The 19,729-nt window shown below is 35.7% G+C and carries 20 protein-coding genes and 5 tRNA genes; 4 read left to right on the plus strand and 21 right to left on the minus strand.

Annotated elements, in window-relative coordinates; translation table 11 throughout:
• Positions 1 to 2: 2 nt before the first annotated feature.
• From BBI00_RS15695 to BBI00_RS15715, 5 genes are all read right to left on the minus strand, one after another.
• Entirely contained in the window at positions 3 to 1,577 is a 1,575-nt protein-coding gene (locus BBI00_RS15695; RefSeq protein WP_065399832.1) for a TolC family protein, read from the minus strand.
• Between the two features lie 24 nt (positions 1,578 to 1,601).
• Complete coding sequence (locus BBI00_RS15700; RefSeq protein ID WP_065399833.1) at positions 1,602 to 2,123, minus strand: cyclic nucleotide-binding domain-containing protein; 522 nt, start codon at positions 2,121 to 2,123, stop codon at positions 1,602 to 1,604.
• Positions 2,124 to 2,208: 85 nt separating this feature from the next.
• Positions 2,209 to 2,547: a hypothetical protein gene (locus BBI00_RS15705; RefSeq protein ID WP_065399834.1), complete on the minus strand. Its 339-nt coding sequence runs from the start codon at positions 2,545 to 2,547 to the stop codon at positions 2,209 to 2,211.
• Positions 2,548 to 2,565: 18 nt separating this feature from the next.
• Positions 2,566 to 3,213, minus strand: a complete 648-nt coding sequence (locus tag BBI00_RS15710; RefSeq protein WP_065399835.1) for a helix-turn-helix transcriptional regulator — start codon at positions 3,211 to 3,213, stop codon at positions 2,566 to 2,568.
• Positions 3,214 to 3,260: 47 nt separating this feature from the next.
• Positions 3,261 to 3,863, minus strand: a complete 603-nt coding sequence (locus BBI00_RS15715; RefSeq protein WP_065399836.1) for a hypothetical protein — start codon at positions 3,861 to 3,863, stop codon at positions 3,261 to 3,263.
• 248 nt (positions 3,864 to 4,111) lie between these two features.
• On the opposite strand from BBI00_RS15715, the gene BBI00_RS15720 reads away from it, so the two are divergent.
• Positions 4,112 to 4,876: a response regulator transcription factor gene (locus tag BBI00_RS15720; protein ID WP_065399837.1), complete on the plus strand. Its 765-nt coding sequence runs from the start codon at positions 4,112 to 4,114 to the stop codon at positions 4,874 to 4,876.
• Here the strand turns inward: BBI00_RS15720 and BBI00_RS15725 are convergent.
• The 12 genes from BBI00_RS15725 to BBI00_RS15780 all read right to left on the minus strand — a co-directional run bounded on the left by BBI00_RS15725 (position 4,873) and on the right by BBI00_RS15780 (position 12,556).
• Positions 4,873 to 5,613 (minus strand): DUF3667 domain-containing protein, encoded by a 741-nt coding sequence (locus BBI00_RS15725; RefSeq protein WP_065399838.1) that lies wholly within the window; start codon positions 5,611 to 5,613, stop codon positions 4,873 to 4,875. The genes BBI00_RS15720 and BBI00_RS15725 overlap by 4 nt on opposite strands.
• A gap of 6 nt (positions 5,614 to 5,619) precedes the next feature.
• Positions 5,620 to 7,476, minus strand: a complete 1,857-nt coding sequence (lanM, locus tag BBI00_RS15730; RefSeq protein WP_065399839.1) for a type 2 lanthipeptide synthetase LanM — start codon at positions 7,474 to 7,476, stop codon at positions 5,620 to 5,622.
• Between the two features lie 100 nt (positions 7,477 to 7,576).
• Positions 7,577 to 7,936 (minus strand): hypothetical protein, encoded by a 360-nt coding sequence (locus BBI00_RS15735; protein WP_065399840.1) that lies wholly within the window; start codon positions 7,934 to 7,936, stop codon positions 7,577 to 7,579.
• A gap of 43 nt (positions 7,937 to 7,979) precedes the next feature.
• Positions 7,980 to 8,330: an NHLP leader peptide family RiPP precursor gene (locus tag BBI00_RS15740; RefSeq protein WP_065399841.1), complete on the minus strand. Its 351-nt coding sequence runs from the start codon at positions 8,328 to 8,330 to the stop codon at positions 7,980 to 7,982.
• A 15-nt stretch (positions 8,331 to 8,345) separates the two neighbouring features.
• A complete protein-coding gene (locus BBI00_RS15745) occupies positions 8,346 to 8,678 on the minus strand; it encodes an NHLP leader peptide family RiPP precursor (RefSeq protein ID WP_065399842.1) in 333 nt (110 codons plus the stop codon).
• A 589-nt stretch (positions 8,679 to 9,267) separates the two neighbouring features.
• Entirely contained in the window at positions 9,268 to 11,214 is a 1,947-nt protein-coding gene (locus tag BBI00_RS15750) for an adenylate/guanylate cyclase domain-containing protein (protein WP_065399843.1), read from the minus strand.
• A gap of 144 nt (positions 11,215 to 11,358) precedes the next feature.
• Positions 11,359 to 11,691, minus strand: coding sequence for a hypothetical protein (locus BBI00_RS15755; protein ID WP_065399844.1), 333 nt, complete (start codon positions 11,689 to 11,691; stop codon positions 11,359 to 11,361).
• 243 nt (positions 11,692 to 11,934) lie between these two features.
• A tRNA-Leu gene (locus BBI00_RS15760) sits at positions 11,935 to 12,018 on the minus strand.
• Positions 12,019 to 12,098: 80 nt separating this feature from the next.
• A tRNA-Leu gene (locus BBI00_RS15765) sits at positions 12,099 to 12,180 on the minus strand.
• Between the two features lie 124 nt (positions 12,181 to 12,304).
• Positions 12,305 to 12,388, minus strand: a tRNA-Leu gene (locus BBI00_RS15770).
• A gap of 6 nt (positions 12,389 to 12,394) precedes the next feature.
• Positions 12,395 to 12,470, minus strand: a tRNA-Gly gene (locus tag BBI00_RS15775).
• A 4-nt stretch (positions 12,471 to 12,474) separates the two neighbouring features.
• Positions 12,475 to 12,556, minus strand: a tRNA-Leu gene (locus tag BBI00_RS15780).
• 178 nt (positions 12,557 to 12,734) lie between these two features.
• Between BBI00_RS15780 and BBI00_RS15785 the strand changes: the two genes are divergently transcribed.
• Genes BBI00_RS15785 through BBI00_RS15795 form a run of 3 tightly spaced genes read left to right on the plus strand, consistent with a single transcriptional unit; the run spans position 12,735 to position 14,692 of the window.
• Entirely contained in the window at positions 12,735 to 13,112 is a 378-nt protein-coding gene (locus BBI00_RS15785; protein ID WP_065399845.1) for a DUF3127 domain-containing protein, read from the plus strand.
• A gap of 60 nt (positions 13,113 to 13,172) precedes the next feature.
• Complete coding sequence (gene aat, locus BBI00_RS15790) at positions 13,173 to 13,814, plus strand: leucyl/phenylalanyl-tRNA--protein transferase (protein ID WP_065399846.1); 642 nt, start codon at positions 13,173 to 13,175, stop codon at positions 13,812 to 13,814.
• Positions 13,814 to 14,692 (plus strand): DMT family transporter, encoded by an 879-nt coding sequence (locus tag BBI00_RS15795; protein WP_065399847.1) that lies wholly within the window; start codon positions 13,814 to 13,816, stop codon positions 14,690 to 14,692. Before aat ends, BBI00_RS15795 begins: the two co-directional genes overlap by 1 nt.
• 62 nt (positions 14,693 to 14,754) lie before the next feature.
• Here the strand turns inward: BBI00_RS15795 and BBI00_RS15800 are convergent, their stop codons facing one another.
• The 4 genes from BBI00_RS15800 to glmM form a co-directional block, all read right to left on the minus strand.
• Entirely contained in the window at positions 14,755 to 16,137 is a 1,383-nt protein-coding gene (locus BBI00_RS15800) for a tetratricopeptide repeat protein (RefSeq protein WP_065399848.1), read from the minus strand.
• 208 nt (positions 16,138 to 16,345) lie between these two features.
• Positions 16,346 to 17,317, minus strand: coding sequence for a quinone oxidoreductase family protein (locus tag BBI00_RS15805; RefSeq protein ID WP_065399849.1), 972 nt, complete (start codon positions 17,315 to 17,317; stop codon positions 16,346 to 16,348).
• 375 nt (positions 17,318 to 17,692) lie between these two features.
• A complete protein-coding gene (locus BBI00_RS15815) occupies positions 17,693 to 18,199 on the minus strand; it encodes a Crp/Fnr family transcriptional regulator (protein WP_228394782.1) in 507 nt (168 codons plus the stop codon).
• Between the two features lie 125 nt (positions 18,200 to 18,324).
• Positions 18,325 to 19,707, minus strand: a complete 1,383-nt coding sequence (gene glmM / locus BBI00_RS15820; RefSeq protein WP_065399852.1) for a phosphoglucosamine mutase — start codon at positions 19,705 to 19,707, stop codon at positions 18,325 to 18,327.
• Positions 19,708 to 19,729: the final 22 nt, after the last annotated feature.

A 19,729-nucleotide genomic window follows, 5' to 3' on the forward strand; every position in this document is an offset into this window, starting at 1 on the left:
ATTTAATAATTAGCTATGTTTGGAATGGTATAAAATACATCCTGATTAAGAGTAAACCCTCTATCTCCCTGAGAGATTAATGTTCCCGTTTCATGTCTGAGACTGATAATGGCATTGGCAAACTGCTGGTAAGCCTGCAGATATTCCAGTTCCGAGGAAGTAAGTCTTTCCTGGAATAAGATTACATTCAGGATCGTTGTGAGCCCTGCTTGGAGTTTTACCTGCTCACTGTTGAAAGCCTCTTTATAAGAATCCAACGCTTCTTTTGCTCTTTGCAGAACAATGACACTATTATCCAGTTTGTTAATTGCATTGCTTATATTGAGTTCTATATTCCGCTGAAGGTTTTCATTCGATATTTTCTGATCATTCAAAGAAACAAGGTCTTTCGCATAATTTCCTTTTGCCAGATTATTATTGACAGGAAAAGTAAAAGTAAGTTTGGCACCTGCCCCAAGATTTCTTCCCTCATTATTGGTAAATGATGAAAAGGTTTTATCAATTCCGTTTCCAGCAATAGCACTTCCATAGAAAACAAAACCGGTAAGATCTAACTGAGGTTTTGTATTGTTTTCAGCCAATCTGTATTGCATTTCCAGTGCATCAGAAATTTTTCCTACAGCCTGTAAATCTCCTCTTTTTTCTTTTGCTATTTTGATAAAAGCCGTTCTGTCAAGGTCAATTCTATACTCAGATTCGGGAATGGTAGGAAAATCATTGACAGGAATACCCAGCTGTAAACTTTCCTCATTGCTTAATCCAATTGCTCTTCCCAGATTTACTCTTGCCTCAAACAAACTTTGTTCTGCCAAAGCTGTCAGCTTTTCCTGATTCGCAAGGTCTGCATTCACCTGGGCCAAATCTCCGGCCGGCTTTTTATCTGCTTTGATAAGTTCTTTGGTAACATCCAAAACATTTCTTACCCGACCTTCGTTTTGTTTATAAATTTCTACTCTTTTATAAGCCAGGTAATAATTCCAATACGCCTGGCCGATTTGCAGAATGGTATTTGAGTTTGTAAACTCATTACTGCTTTTGGAGTTTTCTATATAGAGTTGTGAGATCCTTTCGGAAATTGTGGTTACATCTCTCCCTCTTCCCCTCAACAAAGGCTGTGTCAATGAAAGATTGACTGAGCTTACATGGTTCCCCCAGAAAGCCCCAACATATTGATTAAAGCCGTCATAAGGAAAGTTATTATTATTAAAACCATATTTTAAACTTATGTCTGTTATTTGTCCTGTTCTCAATTTCTTCCGTACTCCGGCAGAAAAATCCAACGTATTGGTTTTTAAAATCTTATCTATAAACTGATTTCTGGGATCTTCACCAAAAAGGGTATACCGGTTGGTTTTAACTGCGACTTCCGAGAACAGATTGACATCAAATACGCTTCTCTGAATCTGAAAATCGGCTTCCGCACTTTTTATAGTATAGGCACTTCTCTGAATGGTTGGATTTTTTTCAAACGCTATATTTGAAATTCCCACCAGATCACAATTTATTTTGGATTGTCCATAGAAGCCGGTAATACCGACTCCCGTAAACAGCACGCAGATAAATTTATAAAACCTCATTTTTAGAGATGAATTAATTCTATGTTAAACTTCTGAAAATCTGTGCAGTATCTGCCCAAAACGGGATCCTGCCTGAGCTACTCCATCCAAAATATTGGTATCTATAAGATCTTCTTCTTCAGGATTGCCATATCCCAGCTGATCGGTTGTTTTTCTCAACCTGTTTGAAAGGAATAATGCCAAAGCATAGTAGAAGTTTGATCTGAATTCCGGATTTTCAGCCATCCTTGCGCTTATTGTATCCCGGGAAATCTGATAGACTACTGATGGCAGCGTAACAACTACTGAAACAGACGGAGGCCTTGACTCCAGGAAAGACATCTCTCCTACGATTTCACCAGCTTCCAGCTTTGCTATTGCGTCTCTATTATTACTATCTGAAAACACAGATAGCTGACCCGACAGCACGATGAATAAGCTGTCTATACATTCTCCTTTGTTGATAAGGGTGTATCCTGCCGGCAATTCCAGCTTATTTCCGTTATGGATCATCCATTCTACATCTCTGTCATTTAATTGACCTAAGAAAAAAAGTACTCTTTTCATAATATAGATTCTTTTAATAAGGTTATGCTAAAATATTTTGTTTTTCATTGATGATTACGCCAAAAAAACTGCGATACCTGACGCTTTATTTACTTTTCACTTTTTGTAAAGAATCATAAATTCCTGTATAATCTGTCATGATCTGACCACTCTTATCGTCTTTGACTACATCATCTGATGGGTTATCTGATTCTATATATTCTGTTTGTGGCTTTACAGGAATATTGATATACAGATATTCCGGATCAGACTGATCAGTAACTCTGATTTTTTTGTCAATGGGTGGTTTTCTTCCAAAGAATTTTTCTAAAGCTTCTTCTGGATTTTCAAGTAAATATTTTTTGAAATCTTCATTTTCCCAGGCTTCAGAGATAATTCTAAAGAATACTTCCTGTCCTTTTTTCTGTTCTTCTGTTAAGTTCATATTTTTATTTTATATCTGTTATTCTAAAGAGTTGATGAGTTCTTTAGGGCTGATGTTATATTGATCTGCAAATAATTTTGAGAAGTAATGCACATCATTATAACCTACTGCATAAGCGATCTGTGAAATAGATTTTTGTATATAATTATCTATCATCTGCTTTGCTTTGTGCAACCTTAATATTCTTATGTATTTATTGGGTGTCAGGAAAACAAGGTTCCCTATTTTTCTATGTAATTGTCTCTCGCTAACTGCCATCTTGTATGAAAGTTCATAAAGACTCAGCTCGTTTTGGGTAAGTGAGCCAAAAATTTCTTTTTCCAGATTAATCAGCCAATCCTGATCAATTTTTGCAATTTTCTGAGGATTTATTTCGTCTGAACAAAGCTCCCGGACATTCTCATTAGATTCGTATATATCAAAAATCTCCGGACGGCCTCTGAATGTTAGATTCAATGCTTTAGATTTTGTTTTCAGCATTATTTCTTCAATGATATCACTGATTTCTTTACTGCTTGAGAATATGATCTCATCTTTTTTTTCTTTATGGTGCAAAGCGGTACTTTTGCTTACAGAAATGATATTTTCCAGGGGGTGCTTGATATTTTGAATGATCTGCTCCAGAATGTCAGGAGAGTTCCAGTCTATATTTCTTGCTGTATTCATCTTAGTGGGATTATTAGTTTGTTTTTAAATGGTTATAGTTGGTAATGTTAGCTTACTAAATATCTGTTAGCGTCATAAAATCCTTTAAGTCCGTCATAGTTCATGGATACAGGAATCGTTTCGGAGCCTAAATAATTAATAGAATCACCTATTACATCTGCTTTTATTCCCATCATATTCATTACCCTTAGAAGTTTACTATCACATTCTGCAAAGGCAACACTATTTTCATCTTTACAAATAGGCGTAATAGCATGTACCATAAGCTTTTTAAATAGAGTGCGATCCTGGTTGTACTTATTGGTTGCGAATCTTCCAATATGCCATATTGAAGAAGCATTCTGTGAAAAGCTTATATCCAGTGGATTAATATTAAAAAGTTTTTGAATGGGAAGTTTTATTTTGTAATCCCATTTAATAATACGGATAGAGCCCTGGATGTTTCCAGTGGAATCTTTTATAACAAAAATTTCAGAATTTTTAAAATAATTTAGTTCTTCATTATAAACTTTCTCCACATCATTTTGCAAAACCATTTCCGGTATACAATTCTCAGTATGATGGCTGAAGTTTTCTTCTACTACAAATTTGGCCAGTTCGTTGAGCTGCTCCAGCTCTAATTGATTTAAATAACTTTGTGTGATTCTCATGGTGGTTATGTTTTTAACAAATCTACTTGGCATAAATGTCAATTCCACTACACCAAATTGTAGTATTGATCTGAAAACCAAACAACTACCTAAAAGTGTAGTCTCTTAATTTTATATAACCATCTATGAATAAGACCTTTAAAACAAATTCCATATTTCATTAAGATCAGTACAAAAAGATTAAATTTTATACCTTAAGACTATGGATGTTATTCATTTTATTATATTTTTGTATAAAACTGATAATAATGAACACGAATGAAACGAATTCTTTTTTCAATCATAAGAATACTATTGATAATGTAACGGAAGAAGAGAAGGAACAACAGTTCAGTTACCTTGAATCTATTAAGGCATTTGCAAGAGCTACCTACACCAGTATCTACGTAATTGATTATATGAAACAAGGCTTTGAATATGTTTCGGACAACCCATTATTTCTCTGTGGCAACACCCCCCAACAGGTCCTGGAAATGGGATATGCCTTTTATTTTAAATACGTTCCTAAAACAGATCTGGAACTATTATTGAAGATTAATTCCGTAGGATTTGATTTTTATGAAAAAATTGCCTTAGAAAACAGGCTGGACTATACTATTTCTTATGATTTTCATATCATCAACAAAGAGGATAAAAAGATATTGGTAAACCAAAAGCTAACCCCTTTATTCCTCAACAGAGAAGGGAAAATCTGGAAAGCAATATGTATTATATCTATTTCTTCAGAAAGAGATTCCGGAAATATTAAAATCTATCAAAACGGAGAAAATAAAGTCTACCAATACAGACTAGACCGGAATATTTGGGAAACGGAAAAAAAAGTAGTTCTCTCTAAAAGAGAACAGGAAATCCTGCAACTCTGCGCAAGGGGCTTTACTATTAATGACATCGCAGAGGCTATTTTTATTTCACCGGATACTGTAAAATTTCACAGAAGAAAATTGTTTGACAAATTAGAGGTAAGCAATATTACAGAAGCCATTGCCTATGCTACGAATAATAAGCTTATTTAATGAAAATACATTTTCCCTATATTATTAATTGTATTCAGGACAAACCATTGTAACAGGATAATCAGTATTGTGCAAACAAGAGATCGGACTATTAAAGAATATTTTTTGTAATAAAAAACTGAAAAATATTGATAGATAAACCAGAAAAAATAAACAACAGTAAAAAAATCGATAATCCTTTTTATAGCTTTTAAAACACTCAGATCATTACAGATGATGAGAAATATTTCAAAAACGAGATATATTATCAGCATTCCGCACATCATATACATGCATAAGATAAGCATCTCAAGATAGTTCTGTTTACTTTTTCTAAAAAATAAATATACAACACATGCCCAAAAAGGAATACTTATAAATTTTAAAACTTTATAATAATTTTCCGCCAGTGTCATATATCCGGAAACAATTTCTTTTCCATATAACTCTACATTATTAACTGATGAATAGTTCTGCACGAAGTGATTGATTCCGAGGAGAATCAAAAACAAAGTAAAATAGTTAAAATATTGAACTCTTTTCCCTTGTATATACTCTCTGATGCTATGACCCGGTCTTGTAAAAAGTTCTTTAATAGTAAACAAAAAACCCTTATCCAAATGAAATACACCATGTATAAAATCATGAACTACAAAATGTTTCAGAGAAAAACGATGCGTAGTAGTTTTCTGCCCACAAATGGAGCAGAAATTATTTTCAATCTCAGAATTACAGTTTAAACACTTACTATTTCCCATATTAAATCATGCATTTACTGCGTGCAAAGATAATGACTCTTCTATAAAATCAATTTGTTCATTGCAATTTTCAATAGAAGCTGACTCTATTTTATTTTTTAAATTTTGCATTGCATTCATATCAAATAAATCAACCTTTTCTCCATTTTCCAACAATAAATGATCTGACAGTGTATTGATATAAAAAGCTGGAATATCTCCTAAGGTTATTTGTTCTCTCTCAGATTTCAAAAGTCCTGTATTCAGGTGTTTATTAACCATATATGCTTTAGACAGCACCTCCTGCTTTATTCCATACATTGTAGAGTCTTTCAGGTACTCAGGATGGGAAAGGATGACGAGTAATTTAAAATAAACTTCCGTATTCCGTACCAGGAATCTTACTTTTTTATTCTCAAAACTATTAATTGGAGATTGTTCAGATAATAAAAATTCTTTATTATCTAATATTAAATGATACAGTTTAATAAAACCTGATATAAATGTATCTTTATAATCTTCAATATGATAAGGAACATTATTTAAATGCGGAATATTCTTTGATTCATTGTTTTGGGTAATACACTGGGGAACTTTTTTCATTGTATCCCTATTCGGATTTATTATTTTGGGAGAAATAATTGTTTTAGATTTTTTCTGAGCTACAGACCCCAATCCACAAATTTCTCTATCTCCGGTCTCATCTGTAGGAAGCAGTAAACTTTCTAATATGGAATTTTCAAGCCTTTTGGTATCATTCTTTATTCTATATTTTATCTTTGGTCCAATAATAGTCTCATGATCAATCAAAACCGGACAATTTCCAGAAGCTATTACATTTTCATAATGGTAATCTCTTGTACTAAGAAAATAAGCAAGCCCTGTAATGATTCCTGCCTTTTCATAATACTCTTCAATATCATTCAATGTTTCACACTCCTTATATTCTACAAATTCCATCCACCCATATTCCTCTTTATTAATAATTTTAAATTTCTTCAGAGGAATTACTAAATTATCGCCTACCCAATCTAATAAATCATTGAATGCATCTGTTACTTCAAGATTAGTAGGCTTATATACCACTTTATAACTCTTCGCAAACTTTAAAATAACCGTTGTTTCCCCGTTATGTTTATCTCCAGCATTAAGTATAATATCATCTAATTCACCTAATTTAACTTGAAATTTATTTTCAATATCATTATAGTCCTTTTCCAACCTTTCGAAAAGTTTGGAAATAAATTGAATATTCCGGTATGTTTTGGTCATTAGTATCCTGGCTAACATCGGATATTTATCAAAAAGACCAAGATATTTTTCTGATATATTCTTTTGAGCAAACTCTTTATAGTAAATATTACTATTTTCTGATTCAATAACAGTATAATTATGCTTTTCTAAAAAAAAGAGGAACTCATCAAGAAAAACATTATAACAACTTGAAATTAAATCTTTGTAAAAAAAAGATTGTAAGGTATTCACCAGGTTATCTGATAATATTCTATCTATTGAAGATATTGAAAAATCTACAAGAGGAAATAAAATGTCGTAAAAGGGTAAGTCATTATTTTTCTCTTTGATCATCAGAATGCTCTCGTAGGTTAGAAATTTTTGTAATAGCTCTATCCAAACAGAAGGTTTTATTTCATTATTATCTTTAAAATCATTTGAGATCATAAGAGTAACATCATCTTCATTAATATTTACAGCTTCACAGTATTTTTTAAATTGTTCTTCTAAACCATCTTTATCAATATTTTTTTTCCAGAATCCCAAATACTTATTGTTTTCTCCGGAAAAAGGGATAAAAACGGAGCTTTCATTAATTCGCTCAAATGGCAGAAGTGCCTTTAGATATAAATGATTAAAATTTTGTGACATACTTAGAATATTAAAATGAGAATTATACTTACTTCACATGAATATAAAAGTCATTTGATATGTGATATCAAATGACTTATAAGAATTTATGTATTCAATATTATAAATTGATAATGATATCACCACACATTGAATAAGAGCAAATTACAGATCTAATACTAGCTTCTGCACCTCCGCTTACAACTTCCAATTCTTTCTCAGATAATTGTACATCCTGATAATCTGGCTTTGCAGGAATATAAAGAGTTACAGTATTACCATCAAGACCTACTGGAGTAGCCGTTTCAACTTCTTTGATAGATACTTTAATGTTTTCTGGGATTGGTGCTCCGTACTCTCTTAAATAGTTTTCAGGATTCGCCAATAATTGCTTCTTGAAAGAATCACTAGACCAGCTTAGGTTAATTACTGTGTTTTGAAGGTTTTCTAAATTTTCTCTGTAGTTTTCTAAAGTACTCATAATGTTAAAGTTTTTAATTGTTAATTTTATTTATATTTTTATTTTAGTTATTTGATAATATTGTATCTCCGGTGCAAAAACAAGAATCAATAATAGTAAGGGTTCTAAGATCTCCTACGCTGCAATTGGCACCTCCCGCCACAGCCTCCAGCTGCTCATCTGTAAGCTCAACCTCCATAATCGATTCTTTAGTAGGAAAATTAAAGTAGATTTTAGAGTCGTCATTTGAATCTACGATTACAAATTCTTTTCCTGCAGGAATTTCAAACTTCTCACCTGTAAGAGATTCAATCGCTTCAACAGGATTAGATAATAATTGTTTTTTGAATTCAGCATTTTCCCATGCTTCAACAACTGCTTTTTGTAACGCTTCTTGGTTTTTAGTTAGTTTCATAATTGAATATTTAATTTAGTTTAGTTTTATGCAATCTTTTAATGCTGGAAATATAGAATTTACCAAATCCTTCCATATCATTTGTCCTCCCCCGGCGATGATTTCCAATTGATCTTCTGTCAGTTCTAAATTATCAATTTCCGGCTCAGCAGGTATATTGACATACACTTTGGACTTATCAGTCTGATCAACAATTACCAACTCTTTCCCCTCTGGTAAAATCACTACTACACCTGCCAGCTTCTCTATCGTTTCTACTGGATTTGAAAGTAATTCTTTTCTAAATTCTGCATCTTCCCAGGCTTTAGATATAATTGTTTGTATTATTTGTTCTTTTTTATCTTCCATAACATTACCATTTTGTTGAGATAAATATAAAATGCTTTTTCTCTATAAATTTGCCAAGTTTCACTTCAAAACCGCCACCTCTATCATCCTCTATTTCAATCATCTTTCATTTTACCTGGTTGTGATAACTCACTTTTCAATAGGGTAAAGGTAGAAGGTATTTTTTATATAAATTTGCCAGGTTTTACTTCAAAACTGTCATCTTTATTTTTCTTCTTTCAATGATCATCCTTCTCGCCTGTTCTGATAATCTTCATTTTAATAAGGTAAAGATAGAAAGTGATTTCTGTATAAAATGGCCAACTTTCACTTCAAAATCGCCATCTATAATTTTCTCTTTTTCAATTGCTTGAATTTGTATTTACACAAATAATCTCTTTTGATAAGGTAAAGATAGAAGGTCCTTTCTATATAGATTTGCCATGTTTTACTTCAAAACTGTCATCTTTATTTTTCTTCTTTTTAATAATTATCCGTTTCATCTGTTCTGATAATCTTTATTTTCAATATGGTAAAGATAGGAGGTGTTTTTTGTATAAAATAGCCAATTTTTGCTTTAAAATTGCCAGTTACTCTATTTTTAAAACCCTTATAAAACAGCGTCAACAAAATACATTTTCAGTTCACCCTTCCCTTTTGCCTGGATGTTTCCCCTGTATTCAAAAGTAAAACAGTCTTCATTTCTAATAAGAAGGTAAAGCGACTCGCTGATGTTCACTTTTCCTACCATGCCATTGCTTTCTATGCGGCTTGCAGTATTTACAGTGTCTCCCCAGACATCATACTGGAATTTTTTTACTCCGACGATTCCGGCGACGATAGGTCCTGCGTGAATACCTAAACGCATTTCAAAAGCCGGTTTTTCCGTTTCCTGATTTTCACTTTTTCTCTTTGCCATAAATGCCTGCATTTCCAGTCCTGCGAGAACAATATTTTTCAAGGAATTCTGGTCTGGTTTGGGAATTCCTCCTGCAGCCATATAAGAGTCACCTATGGTTTTTATTTTTTCAATTTTATATTTTTCAGAAATCAAGTCAAAGGCCTTAAAGCATACATTGATTTCTTCTACCAGGCTTTGCGGTGACATTTTTTCGGCGGTTTGTGTGAAGGATTTAAAGTCGGTAAAGAGAATGGATACCAAATTGAAGTCTCTGGCATTTACAGTTCCTTTTTGCTTGAGCTCTTCAGCGATCTCTTCAGGCAGGATATTCAGCAAAAGCTCTTCAGAACGGTCTTTTTCTACTCTGAGAGCTTCCCTGGATTTTTTTACAAAATTAAGTCTGTTCCATAGCCCTCCTGCCACTATGAGAATAAAGCACAGCGAAACAATTACAATATTCCTCTGTTTCTCCTGCTTCTGCACCTCTTCCCTATGCTTAATCTGAGTAGTGTGCTCTTTCTTTACATAAGCAATACTATCCGTAAGCTGCTGCTTCTGGAATTCCATACTCATCATTCTGTTAGAGGTTTCTTTGGAATTCAGGCTATCTTCAAAAATATTTGATTTTTCATAATAGCTGAGTGCACTTTGAGAATCCCCCAGATGTTTATAGGATTGATACAAACAATCACATGCATCTTTCTTTAAAGACAGGGAGCCTATTTTTTGAGCGATAGTAAGACCTTCGGTACATTTTTTAACCGCTTCTTTATTTTTTCCCTGCTCCGTATAGATATTCCCTATTGAAACCTGAGAATCTCCGATATACTGCTGGCTGTTCATTTCTTTTGCTAAAAGCAGTGTATTATTAAAATAATCCAAAGCCTTAGGATATTCAGCCTTTTTGTAAAAAAGGGTTCCTAAATTATTTAAAACCTCTATCTTAATCTGTTTATCATTTTCCTGACCTGCAATCTGAAGGGCTTTACTGAGGTTTTTATAGGCCATATCAAAATCTTTCAGTCTCACCTGAATAGATCCTGTAGAGTTCAGATTCTGGGCAATTGCTTTTACATCATTGAGTTTTGTATAGACACCATAGGCTTTTCGGTAATACATTAAAGCATTGGTATAATCTTCCAGTTTAGAATATATGCCTCCAATATTCTGCGTTGTAATGGCAATAGTTTTCGGATCTTTGATTTCTTTTTGTATATCCAGTACTTTTTGATAGCAGTTAAGAGCCTTAGGAAAGTTTCCCAGATAGTAGTAGGTTCCACCCATATTGTTTGTTACCGATGATATTCCTAGCTGATATCCTACTTTTTTATATTCGGAGATACTTTTTTCAAAATAAGAAAGAGATTGGGTATAGTTTCCTTGCAGAGAATAGGAAATAGCCAGATAACTATAGCTGTCTCCGGCTTTTTTAAAGTCTTTATGTTGATAATAACCCGCTAAACTTTTATTAAAATAGACTACAGATTCTGCAAAATTTCCGGATTCCTGTTGTTTTATACCAATATTTAAAAGACTGTCTGCACTGTTTTTAGTAAGAGAAGATGGTGTATTCTCATTATTATGAATCTGGGAGTGTATTTCAGTCTTATTTCCAAACGATAAAAGACAAAAAAACAAAATATATTTATAATTCATAACAAAAGTTCTTTATAATATTGGGCATAAACGTGGTAATAAACATATGGACAGATACCGCTTAACAACCAGTGCCTTCAAATAAAAAACCGTATATAATTCTTGAAATCAGGAACTATATACGATTCCGGGATTTTTTACCATCTACTTTCCACCGAATATATTGTCACCTGAATTCACAGGTTTTATAAAGATTGGCGGATCTCCTGCATTTCCTCCTGATACAATGTCTAACTGCTCTTCGCTCAATTCCATATCTTCCATGTCAAGTTCTGCCGGAATATTTATAAAAATAGTAGAAGAGTCGGTCTGGTCTACAAACGCCAGATTCTTTCCTGCCGGTAAATTAATAGAACGTCCTAAAAAACCTTCCATAGTAGAAACCGGATTCCTGATCAGGCTGTTTTTAAACACAGGATCTTTCCATGCTTTTTTTACAACGGATTGTAAAACTTCTTGGTCATTGGTTAAATTCATAAGTTATTTATTAGTGTTAAACGGTATCTGTCTTAATATGGCATGGTAAAATTATTTTTTTTAAAAATGACAGAACTGACAAAAAACCTGACAAAAAAAAGAAAATATGCTAGAAGATAAGAGGTTACTAAACAGGGAAAGGAGAAACTTTCTCAGGTTAAAAAAGAAATAGTAAAACGAATGAATAATATATCCTGTTTTGAAAATAAAAAAGCCCTCCGTAATTGATTACAGAAGGCTTTGTACCCCAGACGGGACTTGAACCCGTACGTCCTTTCGGACACAGGATTTTAAGTCCTGCGTGTCTACCAGTTCCACCACCAGGGCATGGTGTGGGGCGAAAAAAAAAGATTCGAACCAGTGGTTCCAACCTTCTTAGTTGACCCTATAAGAGTCTTTTCGCATAGTGCGGATGAAGGGACTCGAACCCCCACGCCTCACGGCACCAGATCCTAAGTCTGGCGTGGCTACCAATTACACCACATCCGCTGGTTTTTGCTGATTGGTCTTCCCAAATTCAGCTTTATTTCTTACAAATATAAGATTTTTTATTTAAAGATCACAGTCTCTATTAAAACAAAAAACCCTCCGTAAGATATTACAGAGGGTCTTGTACCCCAGACGGGACTTGAACCCGTACGTCCTTGCGGACACAGGATTTTAAGTCCTGCGTGTCTACCAGTTCCACCACCAGGGCATGGTGTGGAGCGAAAAACGGGATTCGAACCCGCGACCCCAACCTTGGCAAGGTTGTGCTCTACCAGCTGAGCTATTTTCGCATAGTGCGGATGAAGGGACTCGAACCCCCACGCCTCACGGCACCAGATCCTAAGTCTGGCGTGGCTACCAATTACACCACATCCGCTGGTTTTTTATATTGTAAGTTTTAAAGAGCTTGCTTCGTTTTTGTGAGTGCAAATATAGGACATTTTCCTTTACCTCCAAACTTTTCCGAGAAAAAAATTAAATTTTCTACTTTTTTTTATTGCCACCCCTATTATTACGATTCATTTTCTTACTTTTACACCGTTAATACTTACGATATGGAATTACAAGGAACGGTAAAGAAAGTTTTTGATACTCAAACATTTGCGAGTGGATTTCAAAAAAGAGAAATGGTTATCTTAACTCAAGAACAGTATCCACAGCCGATAAACATAGAATTTTTATCTGACAAGATCAGTTTGCTAGATAACCTTAAAGAAGGAGAAAACGTAAAGGTAGGAATCAACATCAGAGGTAGAGAATGGGTTTCTCCGCAGGGTGAAACAAAGTACTTCAACTCTATTACAGGGTGGAGAGTAGAAAAAGTTTTTGATAACGCTTCAGAACCTACTCAGGCTACGCCTCAGCAGTCAGCTTCTCCAGTTTCCAACGAGAATCCGTTTGCCGGAGATGATGATGACGATTTACCTTTCTAATTAAAGAATAAAGATCAAATATAAATCCTGCTTTTTGAAGTGGGATTTTTTTTCTAAAAAATGGTCCGATTAGACGAAAACGAGATTTCATTTCCTGATCCGGAGGTGTATGACGGTCACGAGGGACTGATCGCTTTTGGCGGAGATCTGTCTATAGAGCGCATCTGGTTTGCCTACCAGCTGGGTATTTTTCCCTGGTACAATCCCGGAGAGGAAATCCTTTGGTGGTGCCCGGATCCGAGATTTGTTCTGTATCCTGATGAAATAAAAGTTTCAAAATCAATGCGGAAAATACTGAACAGGGAGGTCTTTACTTTTTCCGAGAACCGGAATTTCAGGGAAGTCATCAGAAACTGCCAGCAGGTGAACCGTAAAGGACAGACCGGAACATGGCTTTCCGATGAGCTGATGAATACTTTTATCCAACTTCACGAATATGGCCTGGCAAGAAGCATTGAAGTATGGCAGGACGGAGAGCTTGTCGGTGGTTTTTACGGATTGCAGATCGGAAATGTTTTCTGTGGTGAAAGTATGTTTGCCAAGGTCAGCAATGCCTCAAAGGCAGGTTTTATTCATTTTGTTGAGAACAATAAGGATCAACTTGAATTAATTGACTGCCAATCTCATACTGAGCACCTTGAGAGTTTAGGAGCCAGAATGATTCCAAAAAAAGAGTTTTTAAAAAATCTTACACGAAAATAATGAACGCAGATAAAGAAAAATGGATTCTCCTGGTGATCCTGAGCATTATTTGGGGCTCCTCATTTATTTTAATCAAAAAATCGCTCGAGCATTTCAATCCGTTTCAGGTGGGCTCTTTAAGGGTTCTTATTGCCGGCATTATTTTACTTCCTGTTGCGATTTCCAATTATAAGCTTTTCCCTAAAAAGCATTTGAAATGGTTAATTCTTGCAGCTTTTACAGGAAATTTCATCCCGATGTTCCTCTTTCCTATTGCAGAAACAGAGGTCAGCAGCAGTATTGCCGGGATTATTAACTCAATGATGCCGATTTTTGTCATTATTGTAGGTGCTCTGGTCTGGAAGTTTGAAACAACGAAAAAACAGATCATAGGAACTTTTATTAGCTTCACCGGGGTTTGTATTCTTGCCTTCGGAGGTGGGGACAGCGGAGAATTTAAACTGATCCCGATCCTTCTTCTGTTACTGGCCACACTGTGCTATGCTTTGAGCACAACAACCGTCAAATCAAAGCTTATGGAAGTTTCTTCTACGGTGCTTTCTGCCTTTGTATTTTCATTTGTTTTATTCTTCCCGTCTGTTATTGCCCTTACAAGTACCGGATTTTTCTCAGAATTCAATTTTTCGAAAGACAATATGCTCGGGTTGCTATTTGTAAGCCTGTTATCGATTTTCGGGACGGGTCTGGCCATGATGATGAATTACCGTTTACTGAAAGTTTCAACCCCTCTTTTTGCTTCCACCGTTACATTGGTAATGCCTATTGTTGCCATTATCTGGGGAATTATAGATGGCGAAAAGCTGACCTATTTACAGTTTATAGGGGCCGGAATTATCATTGGCGGGCTCATCTTCTTAAGAGCCAATCCTAAAAAATAATTTTTCATCATTATCAATAAAAAAGCCTGCATAAATGCAGGCTTTCATTATTTCAGATTGATCTAGTTCTTTTTCTTCACTTTAGCAGCTTTCACCTTTTTCACCTCATCTTTGATGAACGGATATTTTTTCTGCATATCCTTTACCAGAGACGGATCAAGCTCCAGGGCCATCTGAAGTGCTTCCAGTCCTTTATCCTGCTCTTTCAGATTGAAGAAACAGTTGCTCAGCTGGTAATACAATTCAGCTCTGTGATGGTTCTTTATCGCCTTGTTCAGAATGGTTACCGCATCTTCATACTCACCTACCAGCATCAGCACTTCTGAATAGGCATACCAGTTATAAAATCTCGTCGGCTCCACATCTACAAGCTTTTTAAGACAGGTAAGACTTTCTTCGAACTTTCCTGAATCGATGAATAAGAAGGCCAGTCTTTTCTGATAATCAAGATTGTTCTCATTCAGCTGGGTGGCTTCTTTGGCAAAATGCAGAGCTTCAGACATTCCTCCCATTTCTTCATACAGATAAGACTGTTCCATCATTGCAAGATAAAACTGCGGGTCTTCTCTCAATGATTTCTGGAATGCGTTTAAAGCCAGGATAGGTTGTTTTAAAGCTTTATTGCAAAGTCCGATCTTATAAAAAGTAAATGCTTTGGTATATTCCAGCTCAAGCATTTCCTCATAAGTTTCTATAGCTTTCTGGTATTGTCCCTGTGCTTCATAGCAGGCCGCCTTATTGGCATATACTCCTACAGAGTTTGAATTGATCGCCAACAAATAGTCATATCCTTTTATGGCTTCATCGTAATTTTTTCTGTTGAAATAAAACTGCCCGTATTCGAACCATGCGGTTTCAGAATAAGGGAATTCATCTAAATATTCATTAAGAAAGGCAATTGCCTCCTCACTCTTATTCAGGTCACTGAAGCACACCATGCAGTTTTCCAGGGAATATTCATCCGTTGGATCTTCTTTGAGTGCTTTTCTGTAATGTTTAAGAGCGTTAAAGGGGTCACCCAGATTCACATATTCATCCGCAATAAAGTTGTGGAGAAAGTTTTCTTCTTCCTCTAATGTCAAAGCTTTTTTACAAATTTCAATGGATTTTCGGGGATTTCCCAGGCTAGAATAATACTTGGCGTAGCAAACCAAAAAGTCTGTGTTTTCCATAGAAGAACCTTTCAGCTCGTTGATAAGCTCCTTCGCTGTATTATATTCTTCCCATTCCAGAAGAATTTCAAGTTTTTTGATCTTGATATCTAATGAATTAGGGTGAAGCTTCAGTCCATAATTGACAGCCATATCGGCGTAATTAAAATCACCAAGCTCCAAGTAATAAACAATAATATCTTCCAACTCCTCGGTATCGAAGTAGAATTCGTCATTGTTTTCCATCATTTCCTCGAACTTCTTTACAAGTTCATTTCCAAAATACTCTTCCAATAGTGTCCTCTTTGTCGGCCAGATGTCTGAATGTGCTTACAGACCTCGGCAAACTTATTAATTAATAATACATCTGAAACTGATATTCAAATATTTATGCAAAGTTGCAACTTTTTTTTGAATTTTCCATTTCATAAATTTCTATTATAAAAATAGTAAAAAAAGAAAACCGATAAAAGGATTGTGGATAAAAAAAGAAAAATTGCGGTTAAACTCTTACTACAAGCCGTTTCCCATTTTCCAATTCAGCATTCCAGCCCGTTTCAATATCTCTGAGATCAATGTCTGCCGTTTCAATTTTTATTCTTCCTTCTACTGCTGCCTGAAACATTTCCGGAATTATTTTCTTAAAAAGAAGGGCTGACTCTTCTTTTGTCCAGCTTCCCAATCCTGAACCCGAAATCTGTATATCTGTAGACCTGAGAATCTGCGAAGACAATTGAATGGTATCGCCACTCATTCCTCCTACGGTAACCAGTCTGGTTTTATGAGAAAATGTTCCGTCACCTTTGAAAGCCGAAAGGATCATTTCCACAGAATGTCCCCAGATATAATCCAGAATAATATCAATGGGAGTCTGGGTATGAATATCTTTAATTTTCTGTTTGAATCCTTCATCACTGAGATGCAGGGAAACCGCCTCATCTGCTCCCAATTCAAGGAGAGACTTCAGGGATTCTTCATTTCTTCCGGTAACGATGATTCTCTGAGCTCCATATAGCTGAGCAATCTGAACGGCAATTCTTCCGGTAATTCCCGTTGCACCATTGATCAGAACGGTATTTCCGGGCTGTATCCCGGCTTTATATTTCAGGGCCATCGCTGATCCCATAACAGCATTAGGCAAAGCCGCCGCTATGGAAAAATCAAGAGCTTCCGGAATCGTGACCATCATAGTCTTAGCTGCTACAGCTTTTTCTGCAACAGTTCCTTTTTTACTGAAAAAATACACTTTACTTCCGTCTTCGAGATAACCGGCTCCGTCTGATCCCACAATTTTGGGCTGATGGGCTTCGTTTTCCGTGGAATAGTGATTTCCGCCCGCTCTTGCTCTGTCAAGGTTCTTGATGGATGCTGCTTTTACAGTAACCAATACTTCATTTTCTCTGGTAATTTCAGGTTCTGCAATGTCTGTATATTTTGGAATGCTTCCTTTTTCAAATACTACTGCTGCTTTCATTTTTGTAAATTTTTATACAAAATTAGGATAAGAAGAGCCGGGCGGACGATAACATTTGTTATCAGTTTGTATTGAAGGGGGAAGCTGGAAGAGGAGCCAGCGTTATTGAAATCTATCTTGTACTAAGCAGTAGAAAAAACGCAAAACCCGCAAGGAGATTTTACATGCGGACGTTTTATTTTTCGATCGCTAGGGCGTTTCACTCAGCAAGGGGTACTGATAATATTCAAGATGGAAAGGTTAAATTCAGATTATTAGAAAGGAATGGTAACGCAAAAACCGCAGGGAAATTTTACAAACGGGCGCTTTATTTTTTGATCGCTAGGGCGTTTCACTCGGCAAAGAGGGGATTGCTTTAAGTTTACAATTTCCCGTCTAAGAACGATTCTCCTTTAATATTTTGCTCTTTATTCTGCTGAGATGTACCGTTGTAACACCTAAATAAGATGCAATATAATGCTGAGGAACTCTTCTGATGATTTCCGGGTTCTTCTTGGTGAGGTTGATATACCGTTGTTGTGGGGTGTCTTTTATGAATGAAAAGAAGTTCTTCATATAATCAAATATCCTTTCAAAAAGCGCATCCATGAATAGGCTTCTCAGTTCCTTATTCTCGTACACCTCTTCCAGAAAGGCTTCCACATCCGGTTTATTGATTTTATACAAAACACAAGATTCTACAGTTTCAAAAGAAACCATACTTGGTAATCCTTTTTTAAAACTTTCAAGGGAAGAAAACATTGTATTTTCAAGGAAAAACTGGAAGGTAACATCTTTGCCGTCATTATTATACCATGCTCTTACAATTCCTTTTTCAATGTAAAAAGCATTGGACGAAACTTCTCCTTCTTTTAACAGCAAAGTTTTTGCAGGAATTTCCATACGCTCGAAACTGCTAAGAAATTTCCGCCATTTTTCTTTGGGGAAGGGAAACCGGTTGTTGGTATGCTCAAACATCTGATATAAAAAAGAACGGAGCTTTACCGGTTCCGTTCTTTTCGATTTATTTAAATTAAACTCTTGATTTTAGCAATAATATCGTCTCCCAACTTATCAGCTTCTTCCTGGGATTTTGCTTCTGTATAGATTCTGATAATCGGTTCTGTATTTGATTTTCTAAGGTGAACCCAGTTGTTTTCGAAGTCTATCTTCACTCCGTCTACGGTAGAAACTTCTTCATTCTGGTATTCCTGTTCCATTTTGCTTAAAATACTATCCACATCGATCTCAGGAGTAAGTTCTATTTTCTTTTTACCCATGAAGTAGCCTGGGTAGCCTGCTCTAAGCTCTGAAACGGTTTTATTTTCTTTAGCCAGATGCGTTAAAAATAAAGCTACGCCTACTAAAGAATCTCTTCCGTAATGTAGTTCAGGATAGATAATTCCTCCGTTTCCTTCTCCTCCGATTACTGCATTCTTCTCTTTCATCAGAGTCACTACGTTTACTTCTCCTACAGCACTGGCAAAATATTCTGAATGGTGGGCCTGTGCCACATCTCTCAAGGCACGGCTTGAAGAAAGGTTGGAAATGGCCGCACCTTTTTTATGCTTTAATAAATAGTCTGCAACTGCTACCAGCGTGTATTCTTCACCGAACATCTCCCCTTTTTCGTCAATTAAGGCTAATCTGTCTACATCCGGATCTACCACGATTCCCAGGTCTGCATTTTCTTTTTTCACCAATTCGCAGATATCACCCAGGTGTTCTTTCAAAGGCTCAGGATTATGTGGAAAATGGCCTGTAGGATCACAATACAGCTTAATGGTTTCACAGCCTAATTTGTCTAAAAGCATTGGAATTGCAATACCACCTGTAGAATTTACTGCATCCAGCACTACTTTAAAGTTTTTAGCTTTAATGGCCTCAACGTCTACCATCGGAAGATCAAGAATCTGCTGAATATGGATATCAAAAGCATCATCTCTTGTTTCGTATTTTCCAAGATCATCCACCTCTGCATAGTTAAAATCTTCGTTTTCTGCCAGAGCCAGTACTTCTGCCCCGTTTTCACCGCTGATGAATTCTCCTTTTTCATTTAAGAGTTTAAGGGCATTCCATTGTTTTGGATTGTGGGAAGCGGTAAGGATGATTCCTCCGTCTGCATTAAGCTCAGGAACCATTACTTCAACCGTTGGCGTTGTAGAAAGCCCGAGATCAACAACGTTGATTCCCAATCCCTGCAGTGTAGCAGTAACTAATGAAGATACCATCTGCCCGGATATTCTTGCATCCCTGCCGATAACGAGTGTCAGGTCTTTTTTATTTTTATTATTCTGAAGCCAGGTTCCGAATGCGGAAGCGAATTTTACCACATCAAGTGGAGTTAAGTTATCATTTACTTTTCCGCCAATAGTTCCGCGAATTCCTGAAATAGATTTTATTAACGACATTATGTTTTTATATTGCTTTGTT

Source organism: Chryseobacterium arthrosphaerae (assembly GCF_001684965.1).
In the GTDB taxonomy this organism is placed as follows: Bacteria; Bacteroidota; Bacteroidia; order Flavobacteriales; family Weeksellaceae; genus Chryseobacterium; species Chryseobacterium arthrosphaerae.

Excerpts from the sequence above, each read along its gene's own strand:
- BBI00_RS15695 (WP_065399832.1), bottom strand. The coding sequence starts at position 1,577 with ATGAGGTTTTATAAATTTATCTGCGTGCTGTTTACGGGAGTCGGTATT.
- BBI00_RS15700 (WP_065399833.1), bottom strand. The coding sequence starts at position 2,123 with ATGAAAAGAGTACTTTTTTTCTTAGGTCAATTAAATGACAGAGATGTA.
- BBI00_RS15705 (WP_065399834.1), bottom strand. The coding sequence starts at position 2,547 with ATGAACTTAACAGAAGAACAGAAAAAAGGACAGGAAGTATTCTTTAGA.
- BBI00_RS15710 (WP_065399835.1), bottom strand. The coding sequence starts at position 3,213 with ATGAATACAGCAAGAAATATAGACTGGAACTCTCCTGACATTCTGGAG.
- BBI00_RS15715 (WP_065399836.1), bottom strand. The coding sequence starts at position 3,863 with ATGAGAATCACACAAAGTTATTTAAATCAATTAGAGCTGGAGCAGCTC.
- BBI00_RS15720 (WP_065399837.1), top strand. The coding sequence starts at position 4,112 with ATGAACACGAATGAAACGAATTCTTTTTTCAATCATAAGAATACTATT.
- BBI00_RS15725 (WP_065399838.1), bottom strand. The coding sequence starts at position 5,613 with ATGGGAAATAGTAAGTGTTTAAACTGTAATTCTGAGATTGAAAATAAT.
- lanM (WP_065399839.1), bottom strand. The coding sequence starts at position 7,476 with ATGTCACAAAATTTTAATCATTTATATCTAAAGGCACTTCTGCCATTT.
- BBI00_RS15735 (WP_065399840.1), bottom strand. The coding sequence starts at position 7,936 with ATGAGTACTTTAGAAAACTACAGAGAAAATTTAGAAAACCTTCAAAAC.
- BBI00_RS15740 (WP_065399841.1), bottom strand. The coding sequence starts at position 8,330 with ATGAAACTAACTAAAAACCAAGAAGCGTTACAAAAAGCAGTTGTTGAA.
- BBI00_RS15745 (WP_065399842.1), bottom strand. The coding sequence starts at position 8,678 with ATGGAAGATAAAAAAGAACAAATAATACAAACAATTATATCTAAAGCC.
- BBI00_RS15750 (WP_065399843.1), bottom strand. The coding sequence starts at position 11,214 with ATGAATTATAAATATATTTTGTTTTTTTGTCTTTTATCGTTTGGAAAT.
- BBI00_RS15755 (WP_065399844.1), bottom strand. The coding sequence starts at position 11,691 with ATGAATTTAACCAATGACCAAGAAGTTTTACAATCCGTTGTAAAAAAA.
- BBI00_RS15785 (WP_065399845.1), top strand. The coding sequence starts at position 12,735 with ATGGAATTACAAGGAACGGTAAAGAAAGTTTTTGATACTCAAACATTT.
- aat (WP_065399846.1), top strand. The coding sequence starts at position 13,173 with ATGGTCCGATTAGACGAAAACGAGATTTCATTTCCTGATCCGGAGGTG.
- BBI00_RS15795 (WP_065399847.1), top strand. The coding sequence starts at position 13,814 with ATGAACGCAGATAAAGAAAAATGGATTCTCCTGGTGATCCTGAGCATT.
- BBI00_RS15805 (WP_065399849.1), bottom strand. The coding sequence starts at position 17,317 with ATGAAAGCAGCAGTAGTATTTGAAAAAGGAAGCATTCCAAAATATACA.
- BBI00_RS15815 (WP_228394782.1), bottom strand. The coding sequence starts at position 18,199 with ATGGAAATTCCTGCAAAAACTTTGCTGTTAAAAGAAGGAGAAGTTTCG.
- glmM (WP_065399852.1), bottom strand. The coding sequence starts at position 19,707 with ATGTCGTTAATAAAATCTATTTCAGGAATTCGCGGAACTATTGGCGGA.